Source organism: Clostridium psychrophilum, from assembly GCF_018861705.1.
In the GTDB taxonomy this organism is placed as follows: domain Bacteria; phylum Bacillota; class Clostridia; order Clostridiales; family Clostridiaceae; genus Clostridium_AD; species Clostridium_AD psychrophilum.
In genome coordinates, this window is sequence record NZ_JAHLEC010000014.1 from 32,707 (window position 1) to 57,400 (window position 24,694).

The 24,694-nt window shown below is 30.7% G+C and carries 22 protein-coding genes and 3 riboswitches; of the genes, 16 read left to right on the forward strand and 6 right to left on the reverse strand.

Annotated elements, in window-relative coordinates:
- The first annotated feature begins 99 nt into the window (after nucleotides 1-99).
- From buk to nrdG, 6 genes are all read left to right on the forward strand, one after another.
- Nucleotides 100-1,188 (forward strand): butyrate kinase, encoded by a 1,089-nt coding sequence (gene buk, locus KPL38_RS05200; protein ID WP_216287845.1) that lies wholly within the window; start codon nucleotides 100-102, stop codon nucleotides 1,186-1,188.
- Nucleotides 1,189-1,692: 504 nt separating this feature from the next.
- Nucleotides 1,693-3,042: a phosphoglucosamine mutase gene (gene glmM / locus KPL38_RS05205; protein WP_216287846.1), complete on the forward strand. Its 1,350-nt coding sequence runs from the start codon at nucleotides 1,693-1,695 to the stop codon at nucleotides 3,040-3,042.
- 459 nt (nucleotides 3,043-3,501) lie between these two features.
- A complete protein-coding gene (glmS, locus tag KPL38_RS05210) occupies nucleotides 3,502-5,328 on the forward strand; it encodes a glutamine--fructose-6-phosphate transaminase (isomerizing) (protein WP_216287848.1) in 1,827 nt (608 codons plus the stop codon).
- An 882-nt stretch (nucleotides 5,329-6,210) separates the two neighbouring features.
- Complete coding sequence (locus KPL38_RS05215) at nucleotides 6,211-6,552, forward strand: hypothetical protein (RefSeq protein WP_216287850.1); 342 nt, start codon at nucleotides 6,211-6,213, stop codon at nucleotides 6,550-6,552.
- Nucleotides 6,553-6,725: 173 nt separating this feature from the next.
- Nucleotides 6,726-6,913: riboswitch (cobalamin riboswitch) on the forward strand.
- A gap of 297 nt (nucleotides 6,914-7,210) precedes the next feature.
- On the forward strand, nucleotides 7,211-9,361 hold the full coding sequence (gene nrdD, locus KPL38_RS05220; RefSeq protein ID WP_216287852.1) for an anaerobic ribonucleoside-triphosphate reductase: 2,151 nt from the start codon (nucleotides 7,211-7,213) through the stop codon (nucleotides 9,359-9,361).
- 1 nt (nucleotide 9,362) lies between these two features.
- Nucleotides 9,363-9,890 carry an anaerobic ribonucleoside-triphosphate reductase activating protein gene (gene nrdG / locus KPL38_RS05225; RefSeq protein ID WP_216287854.1) on the forward strand — a complete coding sequence of 176 codons (528 nt, stop codon included), beginning with the start codon at nucleotides 9,363-9,365 and terminating at the stop codon, nucleotides 9,888-9,890.
- A gap of 127 nt (nucleotides 9,891-10,017) precedes the next feature.
- On the opposite strand, the gene KPL38_RS05230 is transcribed toward nrdG, so the two are convergent.
- The gene (locus KPL38_RS05230) at nucleotides 10,018-12,711 is read right to left on the reverse strand and encodes a transglycosylase domain-containing protein (protein WP_216287856.1); all 2,694 of its coding nucleotides are present in this window, start codon (nucleotides 12,709-12,711) and stop codon (nucleotides 10,018-10,020) included.
- Between the two features lie 768 nt (nucleotides 12,712-13,479).
- Between KPL38_RS05230 and rd the strand changes: the two genes are divergently transcribed.
- The 7 genes from rd (at nucleotide 13,480) to rbr (KPL38_RS05265) (ending at nucleotide 18,934) form a co-directional block, all read left to right on the forward strand.
- Entirely contained in the window at nucleotides 13,480-13,638 is a 159-nt protein-coding gene (rd, locus tag KPL38_RS05235) for a rubredoxin (protein WP_216287861.1), read from the forward strand.
- Between the two features lie 222 nt (nucleotides 13,639-13,860).
- Nucleotides 13,861-14,196, forward strand: coding sequence for a YnfA family protein (locus KPL38_RS05240; RefSeq protein ID WP_216287862.1), 336 nt, complete (start codon nucleotides 13,861-13,863; stop codon nucleotides 14,194-14,196).
- An 83-nt stretch (nucleotides 14,197-14,279) separates the two neighbouring features.
- Nucleotides 14,280-14,400: riboswitch (SAM riboswitch) on the forward strand.
- 93 nt (nucleotides 14,401-14,493) lie between these two features.
- Nucleotides 14,494-14,606: riboswitch (SAM riboswitch) on the forward strand.
- Between the two features lie 170 nt (nucleotides 14,607-14,776).
- Nucleotides 14,777-15,793, forward strand: a complete 1,017-nt coding sequence (locus KPL38_RS05245; protein WP_216287863.1) for a methionine ABC transporter ATP-binding protein — start codon at nucleotides 14,777-14,779, stop codon at nucleotides 15,791-15,793.
- Entirely contained in the window at nucleotides 15,783-16,427 is a 645-nt protein-coding gene (locus tag KPL38_RS05250; protein WP_216287864.1) for a methionine ABC transporter permease, read from the forward strand. The genes KPL38_RS05245 and KPL38_RS05250 overlap by 11 nt, the downstream gene beginning before the upstream one ends.
- Before the next feature lie 127 nt (nucleotides 16,428-16,554).
- A complete protein-coding gene (locus KPL38_RS05255) occupies nucleotides 16,555-17,355 on the forward strand; it encodes a MetQ/NlpA family ABC transporter substrate-binding protein (protein WP_216287865.1) in 801 nt (266 codons plus the stop codon).
- Between the two features lie 211 nt (nucleotides 17,356-17,566).
- Nucleotides 17,567-18,151 (forward strand): rubrerythrin, encoded by a 585-nt coding sequence (rbr, locus tag KPL38_RS05260; RefSeq protein ID WP_216287866.1) that lies wholly within the window; start codon nucleotides 17,567-17,569, stop codon nucleotides 18,149-18,151.
- Nucleotides 18,152-18,346: 195 nt separating this feature from the next.
- On the forward strand, nucleotides 18,347-18,934 hold the full coding sequence (gene rbr, locus KPL38_RS05265; RefSeq protein WP_216287868.1) for a rubrerythrin: 588 nt from the start codon (nucleotides 18,347-18,349) through the stop codon (nucleotides 18,932-18,934).
- Between the two features lie 79 nt (nucleotides 18,935-19,013).
- Here the strand turns inward: rbr (KPL38_RS05265) and KPL38_RS05270 are convergent, their stop codons facing one another.
- Together KPL38_RS05270 and KPL38_RS05275 are read right to left on the reverse strand one after the other, a co-directional pair.
- Nucleotides 19,014-19,730, reverse strand: a complete 717-nt coding sequence (locus KPL38_RS05270; RefSeq protein ID WP_216287875.1) for an EcsC family protein — start codon at nucleotides 19,728-19,730, stop codon at nucleotides 19,014-19,016.
- Between the two features lie 63 nt (nucleotides 19,731-19,793).
- A complete protein-coding gene (locus KPL38_RS05275; RefSeq protein ID WP_216287883.1) occupies nucleotides 19,794-20,354 on the reverse strand; it encodes a DUF1003 domain-containing protein in 561 nt (186 codons plus the stop codon).
- 349 nt (nucleotides 20,355-20,703) lie between these two features.
- Here KPL38_RS05275 and KPL38_RS05280 point away from each other — a divergent pair, with 349 nt between their 5' ends.
- Both KPL38_RS05280 and KPL38_RS05285 read left to right on the forward strand, forming a co-directional pair.
- Nucleotides 20,704-21,396, forward strand: coding sequence for an iron-sulfur cluster assembly scaffold protein (locus KPL38_RS05280; RefSeq protein WP_216287884.1), 693 nt, complete (start codon nucleotides 20,704-20,706; stop codon nucleotides 21,394-21,396).
- A gap of 22 nt (nucleotides 21,397-21,418) precedes the next feature.
- A complete protein-coding gene (locus KPL38_RS05285) occupies nucleotides 21,419-22,420 on the forward strand; it encodes a GGGtGRT protein (RefSeq protein ID WP_216287885.1) in 1,002 nt (333 codons plus the stop codon).
- A 136-nt stretch (nucleotides 22,421-22,556) separates the two neighbouring features.
- Here the strand turns inward: KPL38_RS05285 and KPL38_RS05290 are convergent, their stop codons facing one another.
- Genes KPL38_RS05290 through crcB (KPL38_RS05300) form a run of 3 tightly spaced genes read right to left on the reverse strand, consistent with a single transcriptional unit; the run spans nucleotide 22,557 to nucleotide 23,708 of the window.
- A complete protein-coding gene (locus KPL38_RS05290; protein WP_216287886.1) occupies nucleotides 22,557-22,889 on the reverse strand; it encodes a DUF190 domain-containing protein in 333 nt (110 codons plus the stop codon).
- A 14-nt stretch (nucleotides 22,890-22,903) separates the two neighbouring features.
- The gene (gene crcB / locus KPL38_RS05295) at nucleotides 22,904-23,257 is read right to left on the reverse strand and encodes a fluoride efflux transporter CrcB (RefSeq protein ID WP_216287887.1); all 354 of its coding nucleotides are present in this window, start codon (nucleotides 23,255-23,257) and stop codon (nucleotides 22,904-22,906) included.
- A 43-nt stretch (nucleotides 23,258-23,300) separates the two neighbouring features.
- On the reverse strand, nucleotides 23,301-23,708 hold the full coding sequence (gene crcB / locus KPL38_RS05300; RefSeq protein WP_216287892.1) for a fluoride efflux transporter CrcB: 408 nt from the start codon (nucleotides 23,706-23,708) through the stop codon (nucleotides 23,301-23,303).
- Between the two features lie 481 nt (nucleotides 23,709-24,189).
- On the opposite strand from crcB (KPL38_RS05300), the gene KPL38_RS05305 reads away from it, so the two are divergent.
- Entirely contained in the window at nucleotides 24,190-24,435 is a 246-nt protein-coding gene (locus KPL38_RS05305) for a hypothetical protein (protein ID WP_216287894.1), read from the forward strand.
- The last annotated feature ends 259 nt before the right edge of the window (nucleotides 24,436-24,694 follow it).

Below are 24,694 nucleotides of genomic sequence, written 5' to 3' on the forward strand. Positions count from 1 at the left end.
TATTTTTAAATTACATTCAATTAGACAGCATATTTAATTTGCTGGTATGTCAACTTGTTATTTATTTAAATGTGTTTTATAACATAAGGGAGGAACTATATGTCATATAAACTATTAGTAATTAACCCAGGCTCAACTTCTACTAAAATAGGTGTGTACGAAGATGAAAAAGAGATTTTAGAGGAAACATTAAGGCATACATCAGCAGAAATAGGCAAATTTAAAAGCATACCTGACCAGATAAATTTCAGAAAAGATCATATACTAGAGATACTTAAAAAGGAAAAATTTGATATAAAGACTTTGGATGCTATAGTAGGTAGAGGTGGACTTTTAAAAGCTATTGAAGGCGGTACTTATAATGTAGATGAACTTATGCTTCATGATTTGAAAGTTGGAATACAAGGTCAACATGCTTCTAATTTAGGTGGAATAATTGCAAGTGAGATAGCACAACCTTTAGATATCCCAGCATTTATTGTTGATCCAGTAGTTGTGGATGAAATGGATGATGTAGCTAGAATATCAGGTATACCTGAAATAGATAGAAGAAGTATTTTTCATGCTTTAAATCAAAAAGCAGTAGCTAAAAGATATGCTAAAGAGCAGGGCAAAAAATATGAAGAGATTAGTGTGATAGTAGCACATATGGGCGGAGGAATTTCAGTAGGAGCTCATAAAAATGGAAGAGTTATTGATGTTAATAACGGACTAGATGGTGAAGGACCATTTTCACCAGAAAGAGCTGGAGGATTACCATCAGGTGATTTAGCTAGATTGTGTTTTAATGGAAAATATACTTTGGATGAGATACTTAAAAAGATAAATGGAAAAGGTGGTTTCGTAGCATACCTTAATACAAATGATGCTCGTGATGTAATAAAACAAGTAGAAGCTGGCGATAAATATAGCACATTAATGCTTGAAGCTATGGGATATCAGGTAGCTAAAGAAATTGGGAGTTGTGCTGTAGCTTTATCAGGAAAAGTAGATGCTATTATCTTAACTGGCGGAGTAGCTTATGGTAAGTTTATAGTTGAATATATAACGGATAGAGTAAAGTTTATAGCAAATGTTGTAGTTTATCCAGGTGAAGATGAATTATTAGCATTAGCTCAAGGTGGGTTAAGAGTATTAAACGGAGAAGAAAAGGTAAAAGAATATAATAATGATTTATTGTTTATATAGGTTTTTACAAAAGGATTAGATATATCTCATGTAATTACCGTTTTTAGCAAATGTGAAAATTGAAAGCTAGACGGCAATTGCAGAGAAATATCTGGCGTACATATATTACCTGATAAGATTGCTTTTAAAGTTTATCGAAATTAAGTAAACGTTTAGATGTAAAATTACTAATAGTTTAATTAAATAAAGTTAAAAGCTACTGAATTTCAGTAGCCTTTTTAGTTATAGGCAAACAAGTGAAAATGTAATATACTAGAACTTTTTTACAATCGTTTATTATTGTAGTATAATACGAGCTATAATATAATTGGTTTTTAAGTTCTATAAAAATAATCAATAATTATTATTTATTTAGAAAGTAGTTTTGGCAAATATGGTTTAAAAATATGTATAAAAATAATATGAAGGTAGGTACCAAAATTAAAACACTAGTATACTACTTAGTGGTTTAATTTTGGGTGTCCTGTAATAAACCTATATAATATTTGGAAAGAGGAGAAAAATATGAGTAGAATGTTTGGTACAGATGGAGTACGTGGTATAGCAAATACAGAATTAACAAGTGATATTGCATATAAATTAGGGAGATCAGGAGCTTTTGTATTAACAGATGGAGCTCATAAACCTAAGATCATAGTAGGAATGGATACAAGGGTTTCAGGCGATATGTTAGAATCAGCTTTAGTTGCAGGAATTTTATCAGTAGGAGCGGAGGCGGTGTGTCTTGGGGTGATTCCAACTCCTGCTGTAGCATACCTTACTAGAAAATATGGAGCAGATGCAGGAATCGTTATTTCAGCTTCACACAACCCAGTAGAGTATAACGGAATAAAATTTTTCGACAATAAAGGGTTTAAGTTATCTGATGAATTAGAAGATACAATACAAGCAGTTATAGAAGGTGATTTTAAAGATGTACCATCACCAATAGCTGGAGATTTAGGTAAAAAAATAGTTAAGGAAGATGCAGTAGAGGATTATATGGAATTCGCTAAATCTACTATTTCAGGTGACCTAAAAGGACTTAAAATAGCGTTAGATTGTGCTAACGGCGCTTCATATATTACATCAGTAAAAGCTGTAAGAGCGCTTGGAGCAGAGGTTTTAGTTATTAACAATGATCCAGATGGCATAAATATAAATAAAGAATGTGGATCTACTCATCCTGAGCATTTGATGGCCTTTGTTAAAGAAAATCATTGCGATTTAGGATTAGCTTTTGATGGTGATGCAGATAGATGTTTAGCAGTGGATGAAAAAGGAAATTTAATAAGCGGAGACTTTATGATTGCCATTTGTGCAAAGCATTTAAAAAACATTGGGAAATTAACTGAAAATACAGTAGTTGTAACAGTTATGAGTAATTTAGGTCTTGATATTGCCATGAAGCAAGAAGGCATAATAACTGTGAAAACAAAAGTAGGAGATAGATATGTTCTTGAGAAAATGCAAGAAGAAGGATATAGTCTTGGTGGAGAACAATCTGGTCATATAATATTCCTAGATTTTAATACTACAGGGGATGGACTTGTATCAGGACTTCAGCTAGCTACTGTAATTAAAGAATCTGGAAAACAATTATCGCAGCTTGCAGCAATGATGACAGATCTTCCACAAGTATTGGTTAATGCAACAGTTCCTAACGATAAAAAGAACATTCATGAAACAGATAAGGAAATAATGGCAGAAATTAAAAAAATGGAAGAAAAATTAGATGGTTGTGGTAGAGTGCTTATTAGGCCATCGGGTACAGAACCATTAGTTAGAGTAATGCTTGAAGGTAAAGTACAAAGTGAATTAGACGTAATGGCACATTCTCTTGCGAAATTAATTGAAAAAAAAGCAAATGCGTAATAGAACCTACCTACGTTAATTTATTAATAAGATTTTTAACATAAAATACAAAATTAGTTAATGTTTAATAAACTTATTACTAAAAGTATTGACGTAATGACCATAAAATGAATATAATAGACTGTAAGCTTATGGGTAAGGTTTATAAGCTTATAGTCTATTTATTTTATAAACAGATTGGCATATGAATTATGAGTAGTATGCTCAGTAATTTAATAAAGGAGGATAGAGAGAATCAAATGATTTAAAAGCGCCAGAACTCATTTCTAAGCATCGATAGTGTTATGATGCATTGTGAGTTGACGAGGATGGGGAGTATCGAATCTTCGGCGGATGCCCCACGGTAGCGCACTACCGTTAATAATTGATAAAAGCGAGAAGTGATTTTCGTGACAATATCAATTTGGTGTTAAAACCTTACAAATATATTAAAAATTTAAATTTGAGGGGAAGATAAATATGTGCGGAATAGTTGGATATTTTGGAAGTAAAGAGGCTCAGCCAATATTGGTAGAAGGTCTTAGAAAATTAGAATATAGAGGATATGACTCAGCAGGAGTCGCAATTATAGATAATGGAGTTTTAAATGTAACTAAATGCAAAGGAAGACTTGCAAATTTAGAAGCAGAACTTGCAAAAACTTCACTTAAAGGTCATGTTGGTATAGGGCACACAAGGTGGGCTACTCATGGTAAACCATCTGATGAAAATTCTCATCCACATACTAATGAAAAAGGAACAATTGCTGTAGTTCATAATGGAATTATCGAGAATTACATTCACTTAAGAGAATGGTTAACAGAGAAAGGATATAAATTTGTGTCTGAAACTGATACAGAGGTTATACCACACCTTATAGATTTTTATTACAAAGGAAACATTGTTGAAGCTGTAAAGAAGGCTACTACTAAAATGGAAGGTAGTTATGCAATAGCAGTAGTATGCAGTGATGAACCAGATAAATTAATTGCAGTAAGAAAAGATAGCCCATTAATAGTGGGACTTGGAAAAAATGAATTTTATGTAGCATCTGATATACCAGCAGTGCTCAATCATACAAGAGAGATATATTTATTGGAAGACAATGAATTTGTTGTTATCTCTAGTGATGGAATAAAGCTTGAAGATATTGAAGGTAACATTATAGACAAGGAAGTTTTCCACGTAACTTGGGATGCAGCTGCTGCTGAAAAAGGTGGATATGAGCACTTTATGTTAAAAGAAATTCATGAACAGCCAAAAGCAATCAGAGATACGATGAATTCAAGAATAGTTTTAGGTCAGCCGATAACACTTGATGATATAAATATAACTAAAGAACAAATTAACAATTTAGATAAAATATATATTGTAGCTTGCGGAACTGCTTATCATGCAGGAGTTGTAGGTAAATATGTTATAGAAAAACTTGCAAGAATACCAGTAGAACTAGATATAGCATCAGAGTTTAAATATAGAGATCCAATAATTGATAAAAACACATTGATGATAGTTATCAGTCAATCAGGAGAAACTGCGGATACAATGTCTGCATTAAGACTTGCAAAAGAAAAAGGGGCAAGGGTAATAGCTGTAACTAACGTTGTAGGTAGTGCCGCTTCAAGAGAAGCAGATGATGTACTATATACTTGGGCAGGACCAGAAATAGCAGTTGCATCTACTAAAGCTTATGCGACTCAACTTATAGCAATGTATATAATCGCTTTGTTCTTTGCTCAGAATAAAGAAACTATGAGCATGGATAAAATTGAAGAAATTAAAGCAGCAATGCTAGAACTTCCAGAGAAAGCAGAGGAAATGTTAAAAGACAAACAAACATTGAAGGATTTTACGGCTAAAACTTATATGCACAAAGATATGTTCTTCATAGGACGTGGACTTGACTATGCAGTATCACTTGAGGGTTCATTAAAACTTAAAGAAGTATCATATATCCATTCTGATGCATATGCCGCAGGAGAGCTCAAACATGGGGCAATAGCACTTATGGAAGAAGGAACTATCGTTATAGCAATGGCCACTCAAGAAGCGCTATTTGGTAAAATGATAAGTAATATACGTGAACTTTCAACTAGAGGAGCAAAAGTATATGCTTTCGCACCAGCTGGTCATACTGAAATAGAAAAATCAGTTTTTTCTGTAACTTATATATCAAAAGTAATGGATATATTAGCACCAGTAATTGCAGTAATTCCACTACAATTATTAGCTTATTATATGGCAGTACAAAAGGGTTGCGATGTGGATAAGCCAAGAAATCTCGCAAAATCAGTTACAGTAGAATAAGATAAATAGTATAAGAATAATGAATGTACTCAAACAACAAATATTGTTACCAAAAATGAAGGAAATGCAGGTGCTCCAACTCGCATTTCCTTCATTTTTTTGTCTCACCTGAAAATTGAAGGTTCATACCAAGAATATATGAATAAAGGAATGATAATTCATGAGTAAATAACAGCGTTATTAACGAAATTGTCCACATTATACCCGAAATATATGAGTAAACTGTGGATAAATATTTATTTTAATGCAACTTATCCACAAGGAATTAAAAGGATTGAATTAATAGTAACCAGAACGTTTGAAATTCATTGCTGATTTTGATTGTTGTCTTACATACTGAAAAATACAGAAGAATATTGAATATAAATGGAAATAAATCGGTCTACTAAAAAGGCGTTTAAAAGCTATATAACATAAAACAAGTCATAAACGATAAATCATATGTCTGAAAGCAAAAGGCTTAAAATCAACGTAATAAACGCCGTATATGTGTAACCTAATCATATAGAATGTTGAAATCCTATGTTTGAGTTGTATAACTTTAAGATATTTTTTAAAATAAGAAAAACAAGTTATATTTATGATGGTTTAGATTAAAGGTGAAAAGCATAAAAATGATAATTGTAATTTGTACATGCATTACGATTATTAATGAGTTCTTAATTAAATAGGAAATTGTATATCTATTATTTAGGAAATTCTGATATAATATTATCATATAATAATATTTGACTTTTCTAACTATAATTAGGCATAATCATACGAATTTAAAATATAAGAAATTGAATTATTTCATATTAGGTAAGTTTTACGAAGCATTAAGTATAAGGAGGTACTATTACGTATATAGTTAAAATAGGAATTACCATTGTTGTTGTATACGTGGTTATAGGTCTGATTTTTGAATATCTCATTAATACAAATAAAATAAAGAAAAGTAAAATATCAAGATTGTTTTATGATAATGATGAAAGTTTCATCAAATTTTGGGAAAAAGCACAAGAGAAAGGCAAGATGATACGTATATTTAAAAGTGTCCTTTTTACAATTGTTATTATGGGTATAATAGGCATAATTTATCTATTGAACAAGAATAGTATATATGAATATGACCAAAGCGAAACAATGTCGGTGGCTTTGTTACAGGGCTTTAATTTTGGACTAATATTGTCATTACTTCAATGGATTACAGGCAAGATTAGGTATAAGAACTTAATAAAGTAAATATATAAATAATAAAAATAATGATGTAAGGTATATAAAAATACCAGGCAAATTTGGCGCATTTTGTTCTGGCAACAATAGTACATGGAAAATTTCATCATTGTATTTTTATGAGTGAATTATTATAATAAAATATTGATTTTATTGATAAAATGATATAAAATATAATTGAATTTAATATTATAATTATAGATACTAAAGTATAAAGTTCTTTAGTTTAAAAGGGAAGATAGGTGAAAATCCTACGCGGTCCCGCCGCTGTAAAAGAGGAGTTCTTATAAGAAATACCACTGGGAAACTGGGAAGGTTGTAAGGGCAATGATACTTAAGCCAGAATACCTCTCTATAATTACACACAATAACTCTACGAGAGATAGAGAGGTGTCTGCAATGTCTTTTTTTAATTGCGATGATTTTTAAGTCTCTTAACTTAATAGTTAGGAGACTTTTTAGCGTTTTGCTTAAGTTAAGATGAAATTAAAAGGGTTTGTACTTATTGCTATTTATTGCTATTTATTAAATGTTAAATAGTAAATATTATTAAATTATTGCCATTGAGATAAGAACAATGGGAAAAATATAAGGTGCTTTCTTATATTAAAGAAAGATAATAAAAAATCAAGTTAGAGTCTTGAGAGTAAATATATGGAGGTAGTATATGCAAGTAATAAAAAGAGATTCAAGAAAAAAGGAATTTATACCAGAGAGGATATCAACAGCAGCTGGGAAAGCTTTTGTAGAAGTATATGGTAAGGAAAATAAAGAATTTAATAATACTGTTTTAAATAGAGTAATGGAGGATCTTAAACAAACTGGAGAAACATTAATTCCAATAGAAGAAATACAGGATATTATTGTTGATGAAATAAAATCATTAGATAAGACTGTAGCTCTAGCTTACATAAATTATAGACAAGAGAGGACTTTTGAAAGAGATAAAAAAGGTGAATTAGATAAAGAAATAGATAATATAATTAATGCAGTTTCAGAGCAGACTAATTCTAATGGAAATCTTGATGGTAGTAAGATACAAACTATAAGGGCATTAATTTCAAATGTTGTAGGTAGCAACTATAGCCAAAGGCATAAAATACCTAAAAAATATTTAAAAAAACATAAAAAAAGTATATATATACATGATGAGACTTACTTTGGATTGCCTCTTTTCAACTGCTGCCTTGTAGATTGGATTAGTATGTTTGAAAATGGCTTTGATTTAGGTACAACGCTTATAGGAACTCCAAATTCAATTGAGACTGCAGTTAATGTATTGTCTCAAGTAGCAAGTCACATATCTAGTAATACATATGGTGGAACTACATTTCCATCTTTAATAACGGGTCTTACCCCTTATGCTGTTAAAAGTTTAAATAAACATAGAGTAGTAGGTAGTAAATGGATTGAAGATAAAATTAAAGTAGAAGAATATGCCTGGGATAGATTGGCTAAAGAAATAGAAGATAGTATGCAATCACTTGAATATGAAGTGCAAACACTAATGACAAGTCGTGCGGAGACTCCATTTTTAACACTTGGAATAAATAATGTAGATTTAAGTGCTAGTGATGAAGATCAAAAAATTCAAAAGATGATAACAGAGGCTATATTAAATCAAAGAATTAAAGGATTGACTGGTGGTGTAACTCCTGTGTTTCCTAAACTAGTATACCAAAATACAAAAGGGAACAATCTTAATCCAGGAGATAAATACTATGATTTATTCAAATTAGCAGTTATATGTAGTGCACATCGTCAATATCCTGATTACATTAATACTGATAAGGCAATTGAAGTTACTGGTGATTACAAGGAATGTATGGGGTGCAGATCATTCCTCGGAAGTTATTTAGATGAAGCAGGTAATTACAAAACTGCTGGAAGATTTAACTTTGGAGTAATATCTATTAATCTTGTAAGACTTGCAATTGAGGCAAAAGGTAATGAAGATATGTTTTTTAAATCTTTACATGAAGCATTAGATGATTGCAAAGATTTACTTATGATAAGATATGATATACTCAAAAATGTTAAAGCGAAACAAGCTCCTATATTGTATATGAGTGGAGCAATTGCTAAACTGGGTGCAGAGGATACAATAGAGCCATTACTTAATAATGGATATGCCTCAGCGTCTATTGGATATGTAGGGTTACATAATTGTTTAACTGCGCTATATGGTAAGGGACTTAATGATAGAACGGAAAAAACATCTAAAAGAGCAACTAAAATCATGAAATATCTTAGAGATTATTGTGATGAGCAAAAGGAAAAAACAAAAATAGGATTTAGTTTATATGGATCACCAGCAGAAACACTCGCAACTAAATTTTGTGTTGAGGATGTATTAGACTTCGGAGTTATAGATGGAGTAAATGACAATGGATATTATGAAAACTCATTTCATTATCCATCAAATGAATTAATATCACCTTTTGAAAAATTAGATCTAGAATCTGTTTCATCTTCATTATCATCAGGTGGTGCAATATCATTTGTAGAACTTGGAGATATGACTAAAAATTTAGTGGCGCTTGAGGATATTATAAGATATTCATATGACAAAACTCATTTTCTTGGAATATCTTCAATAAGTGATAAATGTTTAAAATGTGGATATACAGGAGAAATGTTTACAAAAGAAAATAGTGATACAGAGTTTGAGTGCCCTGTATGCAAAAATGATGATAAAATGTTATTAAGTATAATTAGAAAGCTTTGTGGTTATCTTGGGAGTATATTTGAAAGACCTGTAGTTGATGGAAAAATGAAGGAGATTAAAAGCAGAAAGAATAATAAAGGATGTAATTAAAATGAATTATGCTAGCATATTCTTTGATGATACTGTAAATGGAATAGGCTTTAGAACATCCTTGTTTGTAAGTGGATGCGCAAAGATTCCTCCTTGTAAAGGATGCTGGAGCCCTCAGGCAAGACAATTCGATTATGGTGTAATATTTACTAAAGACAATAAAAACTCTATTATAGAAAGTCTAAAAAAGCCATATGTAAAAGGATTATCAATATTAGGGGGAGAGCCAATGGATAATCTGGAAGATGGGACTTTAATCAATTTAGTAAAAACAATAAAAAAAATGTTCCCGCAAAAAACTATATTTTGTTGGAGCGGATATAAATTTGAAGACCTTATTGAAGATCCTATTAGGTTAGAATTTTTGCATTATATAGATATGCTAAGAGATGGTGAATTCATAGAAGAGCTTAAAGATATTACTCAATATTTAAGTGGTTCAAAGAATCAAAGAATTATAGCAGTTAGTGAAAGCCTAAAGCAAAATAAAATTATAGTATATAACGATTTAGGTGGACAAGAATGCTAGAAGTTAAAGCCTGAAGTAGTTGCAGTGACTTAGAGGAGCTGATGTATCTCTTTCAGAGCTGATTAATAAGAAAAGACAAATGTTTAATTAAAATTAAACATTTGTCTTTTCTTTTGCTAAATTACTATCATTTAGTACCGGTTGTTGTGTTAGTATCAGTGTCGGTAGTCCCTGTTGGAGGTACTTTTGTTGGTGTTGTTGGTGTTGTTGGTGTTGTTGGTGTTTTTGTTGGTGTTGTTGGTGTTTTTGTAGGCGTCTTTGTTGGAGTCTTTGTTGGTGTCTTTGTAGGCGTCTTTGTTGGAGTCTTTGTTGGTGTTTTTGTTGTTGTATCCGTAGTTGTTGTAGGCGTCTTAGTAGTTGTTGTAGGCGTCTTAGTAGTTGTTGCCGGTGTTTTTGTAGTTGTTTGTGTTTTTGATGCATTTTCCATAGTGGTTTTTGCATTGCTAAATACGCTTATCATATGTTGCATTCTAGTTTGAAGTTGTGAATAAGTGCTTTTATCTGTAACATTCTGCAAAGCAGCTGAGGCATTTTGAACTAACTGATTATATTGAGCAAGTTGAGATTTATCTGTTAACGAAAAACCTTCAAGTGCACCAACGGCTGCATTTGCAGCTGAATTTTTAGCTGTTTCTTGTTGAGATTTAATTAATGCATCTTTAGCTGCGGCATCTTTAGCTGAAGTAGCAGCTGAGGCATCTGTTGTTTTTGACTTATCAGTTTTTACACTTTTTATTTTGCTTCCATTTGGTTTTAGCTGAATATAGAGTGTATTCATTAAAACACCGTTTCTAGTAACTACTGTATTAGGGCAAACAAAATCCTTTTGTACTAGACCTTGGTGTAAATATTCCATATATTCCTTCCATATATGTCCAGGCTCGTTAGCACCAGCCATATTTTGAGCTGCAGGGGTATCATTTCCCACCCATACAGATGTTGTGTAATAAGGAGTATATCCTATAAACCAACAGTCTTTAGATTGATCAGTAGTTCCTGTTTTACCAGCAGCATAAGGATAATTACTTAGAGATAAACCCCTTCCTGTTGAATAATTTTCGGTTAGTACACTTTTTAAAGTATCAGTCATAAGGTAAGAAGCACCGCTGTCATATACTTTAGTTTTCTTGCTTTGATTTTCATATAATACTTCATTAATTACAGTATTTGTTATTTTGCGCACGTTAGTTGGTTCTATAAATGTGCCATTTCTTGAAAGTGTTGAGTAACCTGAAGCCATTTCTACTGGAGTAACACCTTTTGTAAAACCTCCTATACCCACTATTGAAGAATCATCTTCAGGAGTTATATACTTAAACTCCATATTTTGAAGGTATTTTAATGACGTCTTCACTCCCATATTTCCTACTAATCTAACTGGAATAGTATTTATAGATATATCAACTGCATATTTTAATGCTACTGACCCACGGTATGCATGATCATCATTAGATGGTCCATTAGGTATTGGTGCATCAACATATTGGCTTGAAGGAATGTATCCTTTTTCAAAAGCGGGTGTATATGCTATTAGTGGCTTTATAGAAGAACCCGGTTGTCTTACCCCTAAGATGGCTCTGTTGAATGTGTTACCATCTTGACTTCTTCCACCAACTATAGCCACTACTTCACCTGTAGTATTGTCTATTGTGACGCTAGCACCTTGTTTTTCATACAATCCTGTTTTGCTATCTGTTTGTGCATATTGTTGTAATTTATTATCTACTACACTCTGCAATTTTTTCTGTTTTAGAGTATCAATAGAAGTATCTATTCTATATCTACCAGCAAGAAGCTGTTTTTCTTTTTCAGCATATGCATCATTATACTTAGTGAAATATGCTTTCCTATCTTTATCATTACTAAAAGAATATCTAGAAATAAAGCCATCCTTTTTCATTAATTCCAAAGTTGCATTATGAACAGCATATTGTACACTAGAATCCATAGGTTCTGATTTTGCAGGAGTTGCTACATTTAATGTTATAACCTCAGCAGTTGCTTTATCATATTGACTTTGCGTAATTTTCTTTAGGCTTAACATTTTATCTAGAACTAAATTTCTTCTCTTTATTGCTCTGTCCATGTGTTTAATAGGGTTATTATAAGACGGATTGTTAGGTAACCCAGCAAGCATAGCTATTTGAGAGATATCCAAATTTTTGTTGGTTTTTTGAAAGTAAAATTTTGAAGCACTTTCAATACTATAACAACCATTGCCGAAGTTAACGTTGTTTACATAAAACTCTAGTATTTGTGATTTAGTATATTTCTGTTCCAAATCTTTTGCTACAACGCATTCTTCGAGTTTCCTCCACAAAGTTACGTCGAATGTAAGAAACACATTTCTTGCAAGTTGCTGAGTTATTGTAGAGCCACCTTGCATAATAGTTCCTTTAGATTTTATATATACCCAAATAGATCTTCCTATACCTTTAAAATCTATTCCGTTATGTTTATAAAAACGTTGGTCTTCTATTGAAGTAACAGCTTGACCTACATATGGGTTTAAGTCTGCTTCTTTTGTGTAATAATATGTTACTGTTTTAAATTCTTTTATTAATTTACCAGTATTATCATAAAATTGTGTTGGTTTTCTAGTATTAAAATCAGTTTCATTTATTGATTGTGCTATAGTGTTACCATTATTTATAGTTGACTTTATTTTAGAACCATATTTTATGTAAACATATCCTAAAGTAAGTGTGCCGAGTAATATCATTATTGCTAAAAATATTAATAAATACTTAACGATTGTTTTCCATAATTTCTTCTTGATTTTTGGCGTTTTTATTACTTCTTTTACTTCTGTATCATCCATTAATATCTCCTCCTTTTTTATAATAAAAAAGAAATTGTCCAAAGCAGGCTTGGACTACTATGTTTTATATACCAGCAAAGGGCGCTAATTGTTTATTCAGCAGTTAATGCCTAGTTGCTTATAGGTATTATATTTCTATTTTTATACTGTGTTTTATTGCTAGTTTATTTGAGCGTTATTACAATCCCAAGGGTCTAGTAAATTTGTTGAATTACTAAAAAATGTAATTAGTATGTTCATTAATAATATGATTATTTTACATTTTTGTCAATAATACTATTTATAAGTTTTATGTATTATAGTTGCTAATTATTCTAAAAATAACACAATCTAAAGTAGGAAGTGGGTTCCCTTTTATATTTACCAATACTCAAATTCACACCTTTTTCCACATTAATTAAATGAATCTAATACATCTATAATTACATACAATTTCATTATAAAACTTATACACTAAATTAGTCTAGTATATTGTAACATAAAAGTTTAGTGTTATATTAAATATTCATAAAAAGTTGGAAAATAAATGTAGACGATATAGTTTTATCGGTTTCATTAATAATTAAAGAATAAAATCCTTTATTTACTAATGAAACTCTAAAAAAAGCATATCCAATCTTTAGTTGATTGAAAAGGGGAATAATGATGTTGTTTGCCACATATATTATGATGAAATGGGATGAGAGAAATTTATAAATATTTAAATAAGTAAAAGAGTGATTATAATACAATTTAGAATATTAATTAAATTAAGAGGAGATGTTTTTTATGAGTAAGTATGTTTGTTCAGTATGTGGTTACGTATATGATCCAGAAGTAGGAGATGAGGATGGTGGAATAAAACCAGGAACCAGATTTGAGGATATTCCAGAAGACTGGGTTTGTCCAATATGTGAGGCGCCAAAGTCGGAATTTGAAAAAGTATAATCAAAAGGCTATATAATTAATGTAAATAAATTTTAAAAGTCAGAGGTTATTAATAAGATAATGATTAGTTTTTTCTGACTTTTAAAATTTAATGTGTGTGATAAATGTACTTTGAGTATAGATATCAATTGATATTGATATTGATACTCATTTATGATATAGTAAGTTGTATTAAAAATAGTTGAAAAATTTTAATGCTGTTTTTTATAAGGAGAAATACATATGGGAATAATCAAGTCAATATTTTATTTTATATTAGCGGGACTATTTGAGATAGGAGGGGGATACCTTATATGGATATGGTTGCGTGAGGGTAAAAGCATTATATGTGCAGTTATTGGAGCGATAGCACTAATTTTATATGGCGTAATTCCAACTCTTCAACCTCAAAATGCTAATTTTGGAAGAGTATATGCAACCTATGGTGGAATATTTATCATATTATCAGTGCTATGGGGATGGAAAGTTGATAATATAATTCCAGATAAATTTGATCTAATTGGTGGTATAATAGCTGTAATAGGAGCATTGATTATTATGTATGCTCCAAGAGGGTAGAATATTATTTTTATTGATTTTAATATCATACTTTACATAGCAGTAATATAGTGATATCATTAACCTAAATTAAAAACTAGTAATTCTCATCAAGAGAGGTAGAGGGACCGGCCCGATGAAACCTCGGCAACCATCAGACATTATTTGTTTGGATAGGTGCTAATTCCTGCGTTAAGTTTATTCTAATTTAACGGAAGATGAGAGAGGTGCCTTTGAATATTTATACCTCTTTCATCATTATACTTTGGTGAAAGAGGCTTTTTGTTTAGTTATATATTTAAATTAAAACTTAATATTGTCTTATCAAGAGAGGTGGAGGGAATGGCCCAATGAAACCCGACAACCAACATCATTTAATGATGCATGGTGTTAAATCCTGTAGCGCTTTGCAAGTTGCTGCAAGATAAGAATAAGTTTGGCAGTAGAGCCCAAGTTTATTCTTGGGTTCTATTTTTTATATGTACGAATGTTGTTACCTATATGAATTTTTATGTAATATTAAAAAATTAGAGATGAATTATTAAAATTGAAATTTAAAATTAAAGATCAATAATTAGTATTGAAAAGGAGAAATGATATCATGATCAAAGTCAACGGTGTAGGTAAAAGTTTCTCAGAGGTGAAGGTATTAAGTGATATTTCTTTTACAGTTGAGAAAGGCGATATATTTGGGGTTATTGGTCACAGTGGAGCTGGAAAATCTACTTTGCTTAGATGCTTTAATGGACTTGAAACTTACGATACAGGTTCTATTAACATAATGGGAAAAGTGGTAAAAGATCTAAGTTTGAAAGAGCTTCGAGAATTTAGAAAAGATGTGGGAGTTATATTTCAAAGTTTTAATCTTATTAACAGCAAAAACGTATTTCAAAATATAGCTTTCCCATTAGAAGTATGGGGGAAGGATAAAAGCTTTATTAAGAAAAGGGTAGATAGTTTAATTGAGCTTGTAGGACTTAAGGAAAAAGTTAGCACCAACGTAAAACAGCTTAGTGGAGGTCAAAAACAAAGAGTTGGAATTGCAAGAGCATTGGCACTTAATCCTAAGATATTACTTTGCGATGAAGCTACTTCTGCACTAGATCCTAAAACCACAAAATCCATATTGCAGCTTTTAAGAGATATTAATAATAAATTTAACATAACAATTGTTGTAGTTACTCATCAGATGGAAGTGGTAAAAGAAATTTGTAATAAATTTATACTTTTAGAAGGCGGCAAGATTAAAAGTCGTGGATTTACTGATGAATTATTTATTAAGCCAACTAAAGAAATGAAAATATTAATTGGTGAGGAAGAATTATTGCCTAGCGTGGGTTATAACATTAAAATATTTTTTACAAAGGAAATTACTCAGAGTTGTCTTATAACGTCATTAGCAAGGAAATTAGATATTGATTTCTCAATAGTATGGGGAAGGCTTGAAAAATTTCGAGATAATGTAATGGGCAGTCTCATAATAAACACAACCAAAGAAAATAAGGAAAAAATAACAAATTATCTAGATGAAAAATCTATAGAGTGGGAAATTGATAATGACTCTATACAAAATGATAATAATGATGAACAAAAAGGGGGAAGCATAAATGCTATTTAGTGATGTTTTATTACCTGCACTTTTAGAAACATTATACATGGTAATAGTATCCACGATGTTTACAGTAATATTAGGATTTATTGCAGCCGTTGGATTAATTATAACTGGACCTAAGGGGTTAAAACCAAATGCTTTAATTTATAAAAGCTTAAATTTAGTAGTCAATATACTACGTTCTTTTCCATTCATTATATTAATGATATCTATATTTCCTTTAACGAAACTTATTACGGGAACAACAATCGGCACCAATGCAGCGATAGTTCCATTAACTCTTGGGGCAGCTCCTTTTGCTGCAAGAATAATAGAATCCGCATTTTTAGAGGTTGATTATGGCATTATTGAGGCGGCTAAATCCTTTGGTGCAAAAAACTATCAAATTATATTGAATGTTATGTTAAAAGAGGCTATGCCATCTATAGTTCTTGGAATTACTTTAACCATAATAAATATTATAGGATACTCAGCTATGGCCGGAACAATTGGTGGTGGTGGGCTTGGTGATGTAGCTGTAAAATATGGATATTATAGATTTCAGTCAGATGTAATGATATATACTGTAATAATATTAATTGCGATAGTACAAATAATTCAAGCCTTAGGGAATTTACTTTACAGTAAAATGATAAAGTAGATTTGGAATTATAAAAGTATTACAAAAATCAGGGATACAATAACAATTGTTATTTTCTAAAGAAAAATGCACAAGGTTAATAGTCCTAACTAGTAAAGACTCAAAGAGATTAAAAGGGGGATTTAAAATGAAAAAAGTATTAAGTGTATTATTATCAATAGTTGTGATTTTCGCATTAGGCGGTTGTGGATCAAAAAAAGCGGCGGTTGTAACTGATAAAAAAGTTATTACAGTAGGGGCTTCACCAATACCTCATAAAGAAATATTAGAGGCTGCTAAACCTGTTTTAGCAAAAGCAGGATATACTCTTAAAATAGTGGAATTTACGGATTATGTAACACCAAACACAGCACTTGCTGAAAAACAATTAGATGCTAATTTCTTTCAACATACACCTTATTTAAAGGAATTTTCTAAAGAAAAAGGACTAGATCTTACCTATACTGTAAAAGTTGAAATTGAACCTATGGCTTTATACTCTAATAAATACAAAAAGCTCAGTGATTTAAAAAATGGAGCAAGTATTGCTATTCCCAATGATCCTACAAATGGAGCAAGAGCTCTTAGGGTACTTGAGAAAGCTGGTTTATTAAAACTTAAAAGTGGAGAGCTTATATCAAAAGTTGATATAACATCAAATCGGAAAAATTTAAAAATAACTGAATTAGACGCTCCTCAACTTCCAAGAATATTAAAAGATATGGATGCAGCAGTTATAAACTCTAATTATGCAATGGAAGCGAAATTGAAGCTCACAGATTCATTAGTAGTTGAAGCAAAGGATTCACCTTATGCAAATGTACTTGCTGTTAGAACAGAAGATAAAAATAAACCTTATATTAAAGCATTATCAAAGGCTTTAACTTCACCAGAAGTTAAAAAATTTATTTTAGAAAAATATAAAGGTGCTGTAATTCCAGCATTTTAAAGAACAATTAGTATTAAAAATTATAAAATCACCTTGATTTCGATTTAACAGCCGAAGACAAGGTGATTTTATTAGTTTATTAGTAAAGGATAAAATTTAATGGATGCTGATAATTTATTTTAAAAGAGGTAATATATAGTATTTATAGAATATATAATGTATACAGAACATATAATTATTTTCTTTTTAAAGAAAAACTAGGAGGTATTTTATGAAAACATTAAAAGGTACAAAAACAGCTGAAAATCTTATGAAGTCATTTGCAGGTGAATCACAAGCTAGAAACAGATATACTTTTTATTCGTCTGTAGCAAAAAAAGAGGGTTATATTCAAATATCTAATGTATTTACAGAAACAGCAGGTAATGAGAAAGAGCATGCTGAAAGATTTTTTAAATTTGCAAATAAAGATTTATGTGGAGAAGTAGTTGAAATTAATGCAACTTATCCTGTACAACTTGGGGATACTAAAGCAAATTTATTATCGGGAGCAAATGGAGAAAATGAAGAATGGTCAGATCTTTATCCATCATTTGCAGAAGTAGCGCAAAAAGAAGGCTTTACAGAAATTGCGTTACTTTTTAGAAATATTGCTAAGGTTGAAAAACATCACGAAGAAAGATATAGACGATTATTAAGCAATATAGAAAACAATAAAGTGTTCAACAAAGATGAAGTAGTTATGTGGAAATGTAGTAACTGTGGTTATTTATATGAAGGAAAAAGTGCTCCTAAATTATGCCCAGCTTGTGAACATCCACAAGGATATTTCCAATTATTTTCTGAAAAATTTTAAAACAATCTAATTATTTGTATGAAATGAGATGCCCTAACTTTAGTTAAATTAAAGTTAGGGCATCTCTTATTTAAGTTTTACATGAACATTTATTTGAATAATAATTATAGCATTTAGTATAAATAAATCAGGTCATATTGGTAATAATACTAAGTATAGCTATTTTATCAACAGTGAAAAACAAGGAGGCAATTTATGAAAAGTTTAAAGGGTACAGAAACTGCAGAAAATCTTATGAGAGGACATGCAGGTGAAGCGCAAGCTAGAAATAGATATACTTATTATGCAGTTGTAGCAAAAAAGGAAGGTTACATACAAATATCTAAAATTTTTAATGAAACAGCAGAAAATGAGTTAGCGCATGCTAAAAGATTTTTTAATTTATTAAACAACGAATTTAATGGTGGAATTGTAGAAATTAATGCATCATACCCTGTAGGAATTGGAGATACTAAGGCAAATTTATTATCGGCGGTAAATGGCGAAACAGAGGAGTGGACAAAAGTTTATCCAACATTTGAAAAAGTTGCAGAGCAAGAAGGTTTTACTGAGATTGTTAATGCATTCAAGACAGTTACTAAGGTAGAAAAACATCATGCACAGAGATTTCAAGAGTTATTAACTACATTAGAAAACAATACTATATATCATAGAGATGAGAAAGTTTACTGGAAATGTAATAACTGTGGTTATATTTATGAGGGACAAGATGCTCCTAAGGTTTGTCCAATGTGTTTACATCCTCAAGGCTATTTTGAGGTATTAACTGATAATTCCCAATAAAGGATAAAAATAACCCCCAATTTACAAAAGTATATTGGGGGTTATTTTATGCTCTATGAGAAATAATTAAGCAAAGTTACTATTTGAAAATCCTTAATCTATAAGCATTAAGGGCTGTATCATAAAGTTTAGTCATTAATTTATAATTAGCATATCCACCAACTGCTGCTCCAATACCTGGAACAAGTTGCAACATTTTTGCTAAATCTATATAATCTCGATATTCTTGTTGAAAGGTTGTCCAATCAAAGGAATTTATATCTGTAGGCAAATCTTCTACGTAAGTTTCCCAGTTTGATACTTGTGAATAGATTTCAAGCCTTCTTTTATCACTTGAAAAAGCTAATTGAAATACATATAGAATATATAGCCTTTCTTTATAATTATGTGTATCAAAACCATAAATACTAGCCATTTCAAATAAAAATTTAACTTTCAAACTTAAAAGAATAGGGAAATCGGAAAGCCCAACTAAAATTCCGGCGTATCCTGTTCCAGCGCCACTTACAGTAGCGGTACTTCTATAAAAATCAATTTTATTTTTTGCAAGAATTTCACGTTCTTCAAGGGACATATTTGTTAGTGGGGGTTTTGATGTAAATTTAGAACCAGCAAGAACTAGTTTTGCCATATTCTCAATAGAAGAATTAATAACATTCTGAACTTTACTTGGAATTAAGTTGTTCATCTTGGTTTGTAATTCTTTAGCCATGTTACTTGAAAAAGACGGTTTCTTTAACATTTTTTTTTGCCAGATAAACATTTCTTTAAGTGCATTGTCTTCGTAGCTATTCATATTTTGCCCCCATTTAAAATTAATGTTATGTAAAAATAAGGCCTTTAATTTGTTTATAATTAACTATTTTTGTGCTTGCAGTTTATCAATATATTCTACTATTTTAGCTTGGGTTTTAACTAATATTTTTTGATTATCTATTAATATATCCATTTTCTTATGTAAATCTTGAGTGATTAACTCTGATTTAAAATTTATCTTATAATCATTCTTTGATTTTATTCTATCTTTTTCTTCTTGTCTATTCTGGCTCATCATTATTACAGGAGCTTGTATAGCTGCAGTGCAAGATAGAACTAGATTAAGTAATATAAATGGAGCTGGATCAAATAAATTTTTGAAAATAGTATTAGATATTATCCATATTGCAATAGTTGCCAATGCAATTATTATAAAAGCCCAACTTCCGACTGAAGCTGCTATGCTATCAGCCATCTTATTTCCGAATTTACGAGATTGGGAAGTTTCAATTGTAACATCTGCAGATATCCTATTACCCATTAATTCATGTAATAAATCTTCTTCAATAGAGTTAAAACTTTCCCCTTGGTCAATTATCTCTCGTACGAGTTTCTCAGAGTCCGAACTATCATTATCATTTTCAGTATTATCTTCATTTTCCATAGTAATATCCTTTCTATATAAAATTTATACATCATATGGTATAAAATATTGGCTTTTAGTTTTCTTCCTATAACTATTATACTATATTTTACATCCTGATATAATAATTAATTTATTTTTCTTTTAATATACTTGAGGCTTTACCATCAACAATAGCTTAAAATAAAGTATAATATAAGAATAAACATCTATCATATGACATTGTATCATGTAATACTATTGATAAGTTGTATAATATTTGTTAAAATAGATTGAAGACATATCAATTATTGACCCAGCGGGACATATTAATACCCACTAGGTATAATGTTTATAAAATTACCATCTACATAAGAAAGGAGATAATATTATGATTTATTCAACAGAAGTTTCAGATATGATTTGTGTTGCTAAAGGACCTAATCATGGTTCAGCACCAATTCCTGAAGAAGGAAAATGGGTACAAAGTAAAGAGATTAAAGATATCTCAGGTTTAACACACGGGATTGGCTGGTGTGCTCCTCAACAAGGTGCATGTAAGCTTACATTAAACGTAAAAGCAGGAATAATACAAGAAGCATTAGTTGAGGTAATAGGATGCTCAGGTAGTACTCATTCAGCTGCAATGGCATCTGAAATACTTCCAGGAAAAACTATTTTAGAAGCATTAAATACAGATTTAGTTTGTGATGCAATAAACACAGCTATGAGAGAGTTATTCCTTCAAATTGTTTACGGAAGAACTCAAACTGCATTTTCAGAAGGTGGATTACCTATAGGTGCTGGACTTGAAGACTTAGGCAAAGGCCTTAGAAGTCAAGTTGGTACAATGTATGGAACACTAGCTAAGGGTTCAAGATACTTAGAAATGGCTGAAGGTTATGTATCTAAAATTGCACTTGATAAAAATAGTGAAATAATAGGATATAAATTTATTCAACTAGGAAAAATGATGGATATGGTTAAAAAAGGTATAGATGCTAATGAAGCTATGGAAAAAGCTACTGGAACTTATGGTAGATTTGACGAAGCAGTAAAAGTAATCGACCCAAGACAAGAATAATATAAAAAGGAGGAATAATTAAATGGCTTTATTTGAGAGTTATGAAAGAAGAATAGATCAGATACTACCCGTACTAAGTAAGCACGGAATAAATTCACTAGAAGAAGCAAGAAAAATTTGTGAAGATAAAGGTATCGACGTTTTTGCAATAGTTAAAGGAATTCAACCAATAGCATTTGAAAATGCTTGTTGGGCATATACAGTTGGAGCAGCCATCGCAATTAAAAATGGTAGCAACAAAGCAGCAGATGCTGCAATATATCTTGGCGAAGGACTTCAATCATTTTGTATACCAGGTTCTGTTGCTGACGACAGAAAAGTTGGACTTGGACATGGTAACTTAGCAGCTAGATTACTTCGCGAAGAAACTAAATGCTTTGCATTTTTAGCTGGACATGAATCTTTTGCAGCTGCTGAAGGAGCAATTGGTCTTGCAAGAGCCGCTAATAAAGTAAGAACTAAACCATTAAGAGTAATATTAAACGGTCTTGGAAAAGATGCAGCATATATAATATCAAGAGTTAATGGATTTACTTATGTTCAAACACAATTTGATTATTATACTAGCAAATTAACTACAGTTAAAGAAACAGCATTTTCAGATGGACAAAAAGCTGATGTTAGATGTTATGGAGCAGATGATGTTCGTGAAGGTGTTGCAATAATGCACTCAGAGGATGTAGATGTATCAATTACAGGAAACTCTACAAACCCAACAAGATTCCAACATCCAGTTGCTGGTATTTATAAAAAAGAAAGATTAGCAGCAGGTAAGAAATTCTTCTCAGTAGCATCAGGTGGTGGTACAGGAAGAACACTTCATCCAGATAACATGGCAGCCGGTCCTGCTTCATACGGAATGACTGATACAATGGGAAGAATGCATTCAGATGCACAATTCGCAGGTTCGTCTTCTGTTCCAGCTCATGTTGAAATGATGGGACTAATAGGTATGGGAAATAATCCTATGGTCGGCGCTACTGTTGCAGTTGCTGTTGCAGTGGAAGAAGCAATGAACAAATAAAATTATTTTGCTTACCAATAATAAAAATCCACATCTTATAATTAACTTTTAAAAACTTGAAATAAAGTTTGGAAAGAATAGATGACGGACAAGCCCTGAATTTAGCTAATACATGCTAAATTCAGGGCTTTTATTTTTATCCCTTACCATATTTTATAACATTAACATCAGAAGTTAAAACAAGCCCTTCTTTTACCATTTCATTAATTATTGGCAATGCTTTTTCAACCATTTCTGATTTATCAATTACTTCAACAATTATAGGAAGGCTTGAGCTTAAATCAAGTATTTTCATATTATGGATTGCCCTTGATTTACCATAACTCTCAAGACCTCGCGTTACAGTTACTCCCGCCATTCCTAGTTCTTTTAACTTTATAACTAATGCATGGTATAAATTATGACCCTTATACTTAGAATCTTCGCTAACATAGATTTTTAGAACTTTGCAATTATCACTTGGTTTCATTTTTATCCTCCTTTTTATAAATTCCCTATTTTACTTCCTATAAAATATCCTATTAAACCGAGTATTACTGAAGATAATATATATATAAAGGCATTTAGTTTTTCTTTTTCTTGAAATAGATTAAAACCCTCATACATAAAGGTCGAAAACGTCGTATATGCGCCGAGAAAGCCATCACCGAGTAGTAACATCATACTAGTACTAACTCCAATAGTACTCACAATACCAAGTAAAAGAGCACCTGTAATATTTATAATAAAAGTTCCTATTGGGAAAGTAGTCTTAGACTTTTCACTTATAAATTTACCAAGGCTATAGCGAACCAAACTTCCGGCGGCACCACCAACCGCAACAAGCATATATGTCATTGTTTAACCTCCAATTTGTCTTTTAATTTCATAATTTAATGATTTAAGAGATGTCTTGCTGATTTTTGAATCTTACAATCACTTCCCTTGCGATTACGACTCCAAAGTAAGAGGCACAAAGTCCAAGCATTACTGAAAATCCAATATAAGATATAGAAGAATAATAGTCACCTTGTCTCATAAGATTTACGGTTTCTTTGCAAAGAGTTGAGAAAGTTGTGAAAGCTCCCAAAAATCCAGTAGCAATTCCTAGTCTTATATCAGCATCAAAAGTAAATACTTCGAAGGCAATAGTTAGTGTAAGTGCTAAAAGTAAGCTTCCTGAAATATTAACAAACAAAGTATTTATCGGTATAATTTCTTTATAATTAATAATATGTATATTTTTAATTATATATCTGAGTACTGCGCCCAGCATTCCACCTATAGCAATATATATGTATTTTCTCATAAAATCATCACATCCTCTAAGTTATTATGTCTAATTTCATAACTAAATTATGTAACTTAAAACATAACAAGGTATATATAATATTACCATATAGAAATTATGAATTCAACGATAAATAGGTACAACTATGCTAAAATAACTAGGCTAGGGGGCATTGTTAAAATATACAAATCTTATATAAGATTTGTATATTTATTTATGTTTTGTATAATACTGCATTAAATAATATCTAAAGGGTATTAGATATTATTTTTAAAGCAATATAGATAATAATTGTTTTAATTTGTATAAAGAGGTAATAATTATAAGGGACTATAATATGTGTATAAATTAATATATAATAAAAATAGAGTACAATATATAAATTGTATTTGTATTGTAAGTTGATTATATATAATTAATTATATATAATAGAGTGTACAACGTAAAAATCTATACAAGAATATAGAATCTTAATTATATTATACAAGGAGGAAGATAAATGGATATAGATGTTAACACACCACTTGATGGACTTTTAAAGGATTGGTCTAAGTATTCACAAAAGCTTATGCATACTATGCTAACTGATAAAGCTGAACTTGATGAGTTTAATAAAATAAAATTAGTTTTAAAAACAAAAGGTATTAGAAAATTAGAAATACATAATGTTTATGAGAATGAATACATTTTGCATTATGTTAAGCAAGGTGGTTTATTCCAAAAGCAAATTATGCTTAATGAGTAAGTGATTATTGATAAAACTAAAGATATAGAATGACTTAAAAGATAACTAGATTATATACTAGTTATTTTTTATATACTAATAAATTAAGAGCAATTTTGTATAAAACAAGTATTATACAAAGTTATGTTTAAAGGTTGAGAAATTATTTGGTGAATTGAAAAAGTAACTTCCACTTTGCAGAGTTAACTTCCACCGTAAAAAGAGTTGAAAAAGTTTTTCAATAAAAAAACGTTTATTTTTGCTATTCTTCTAACAAAAT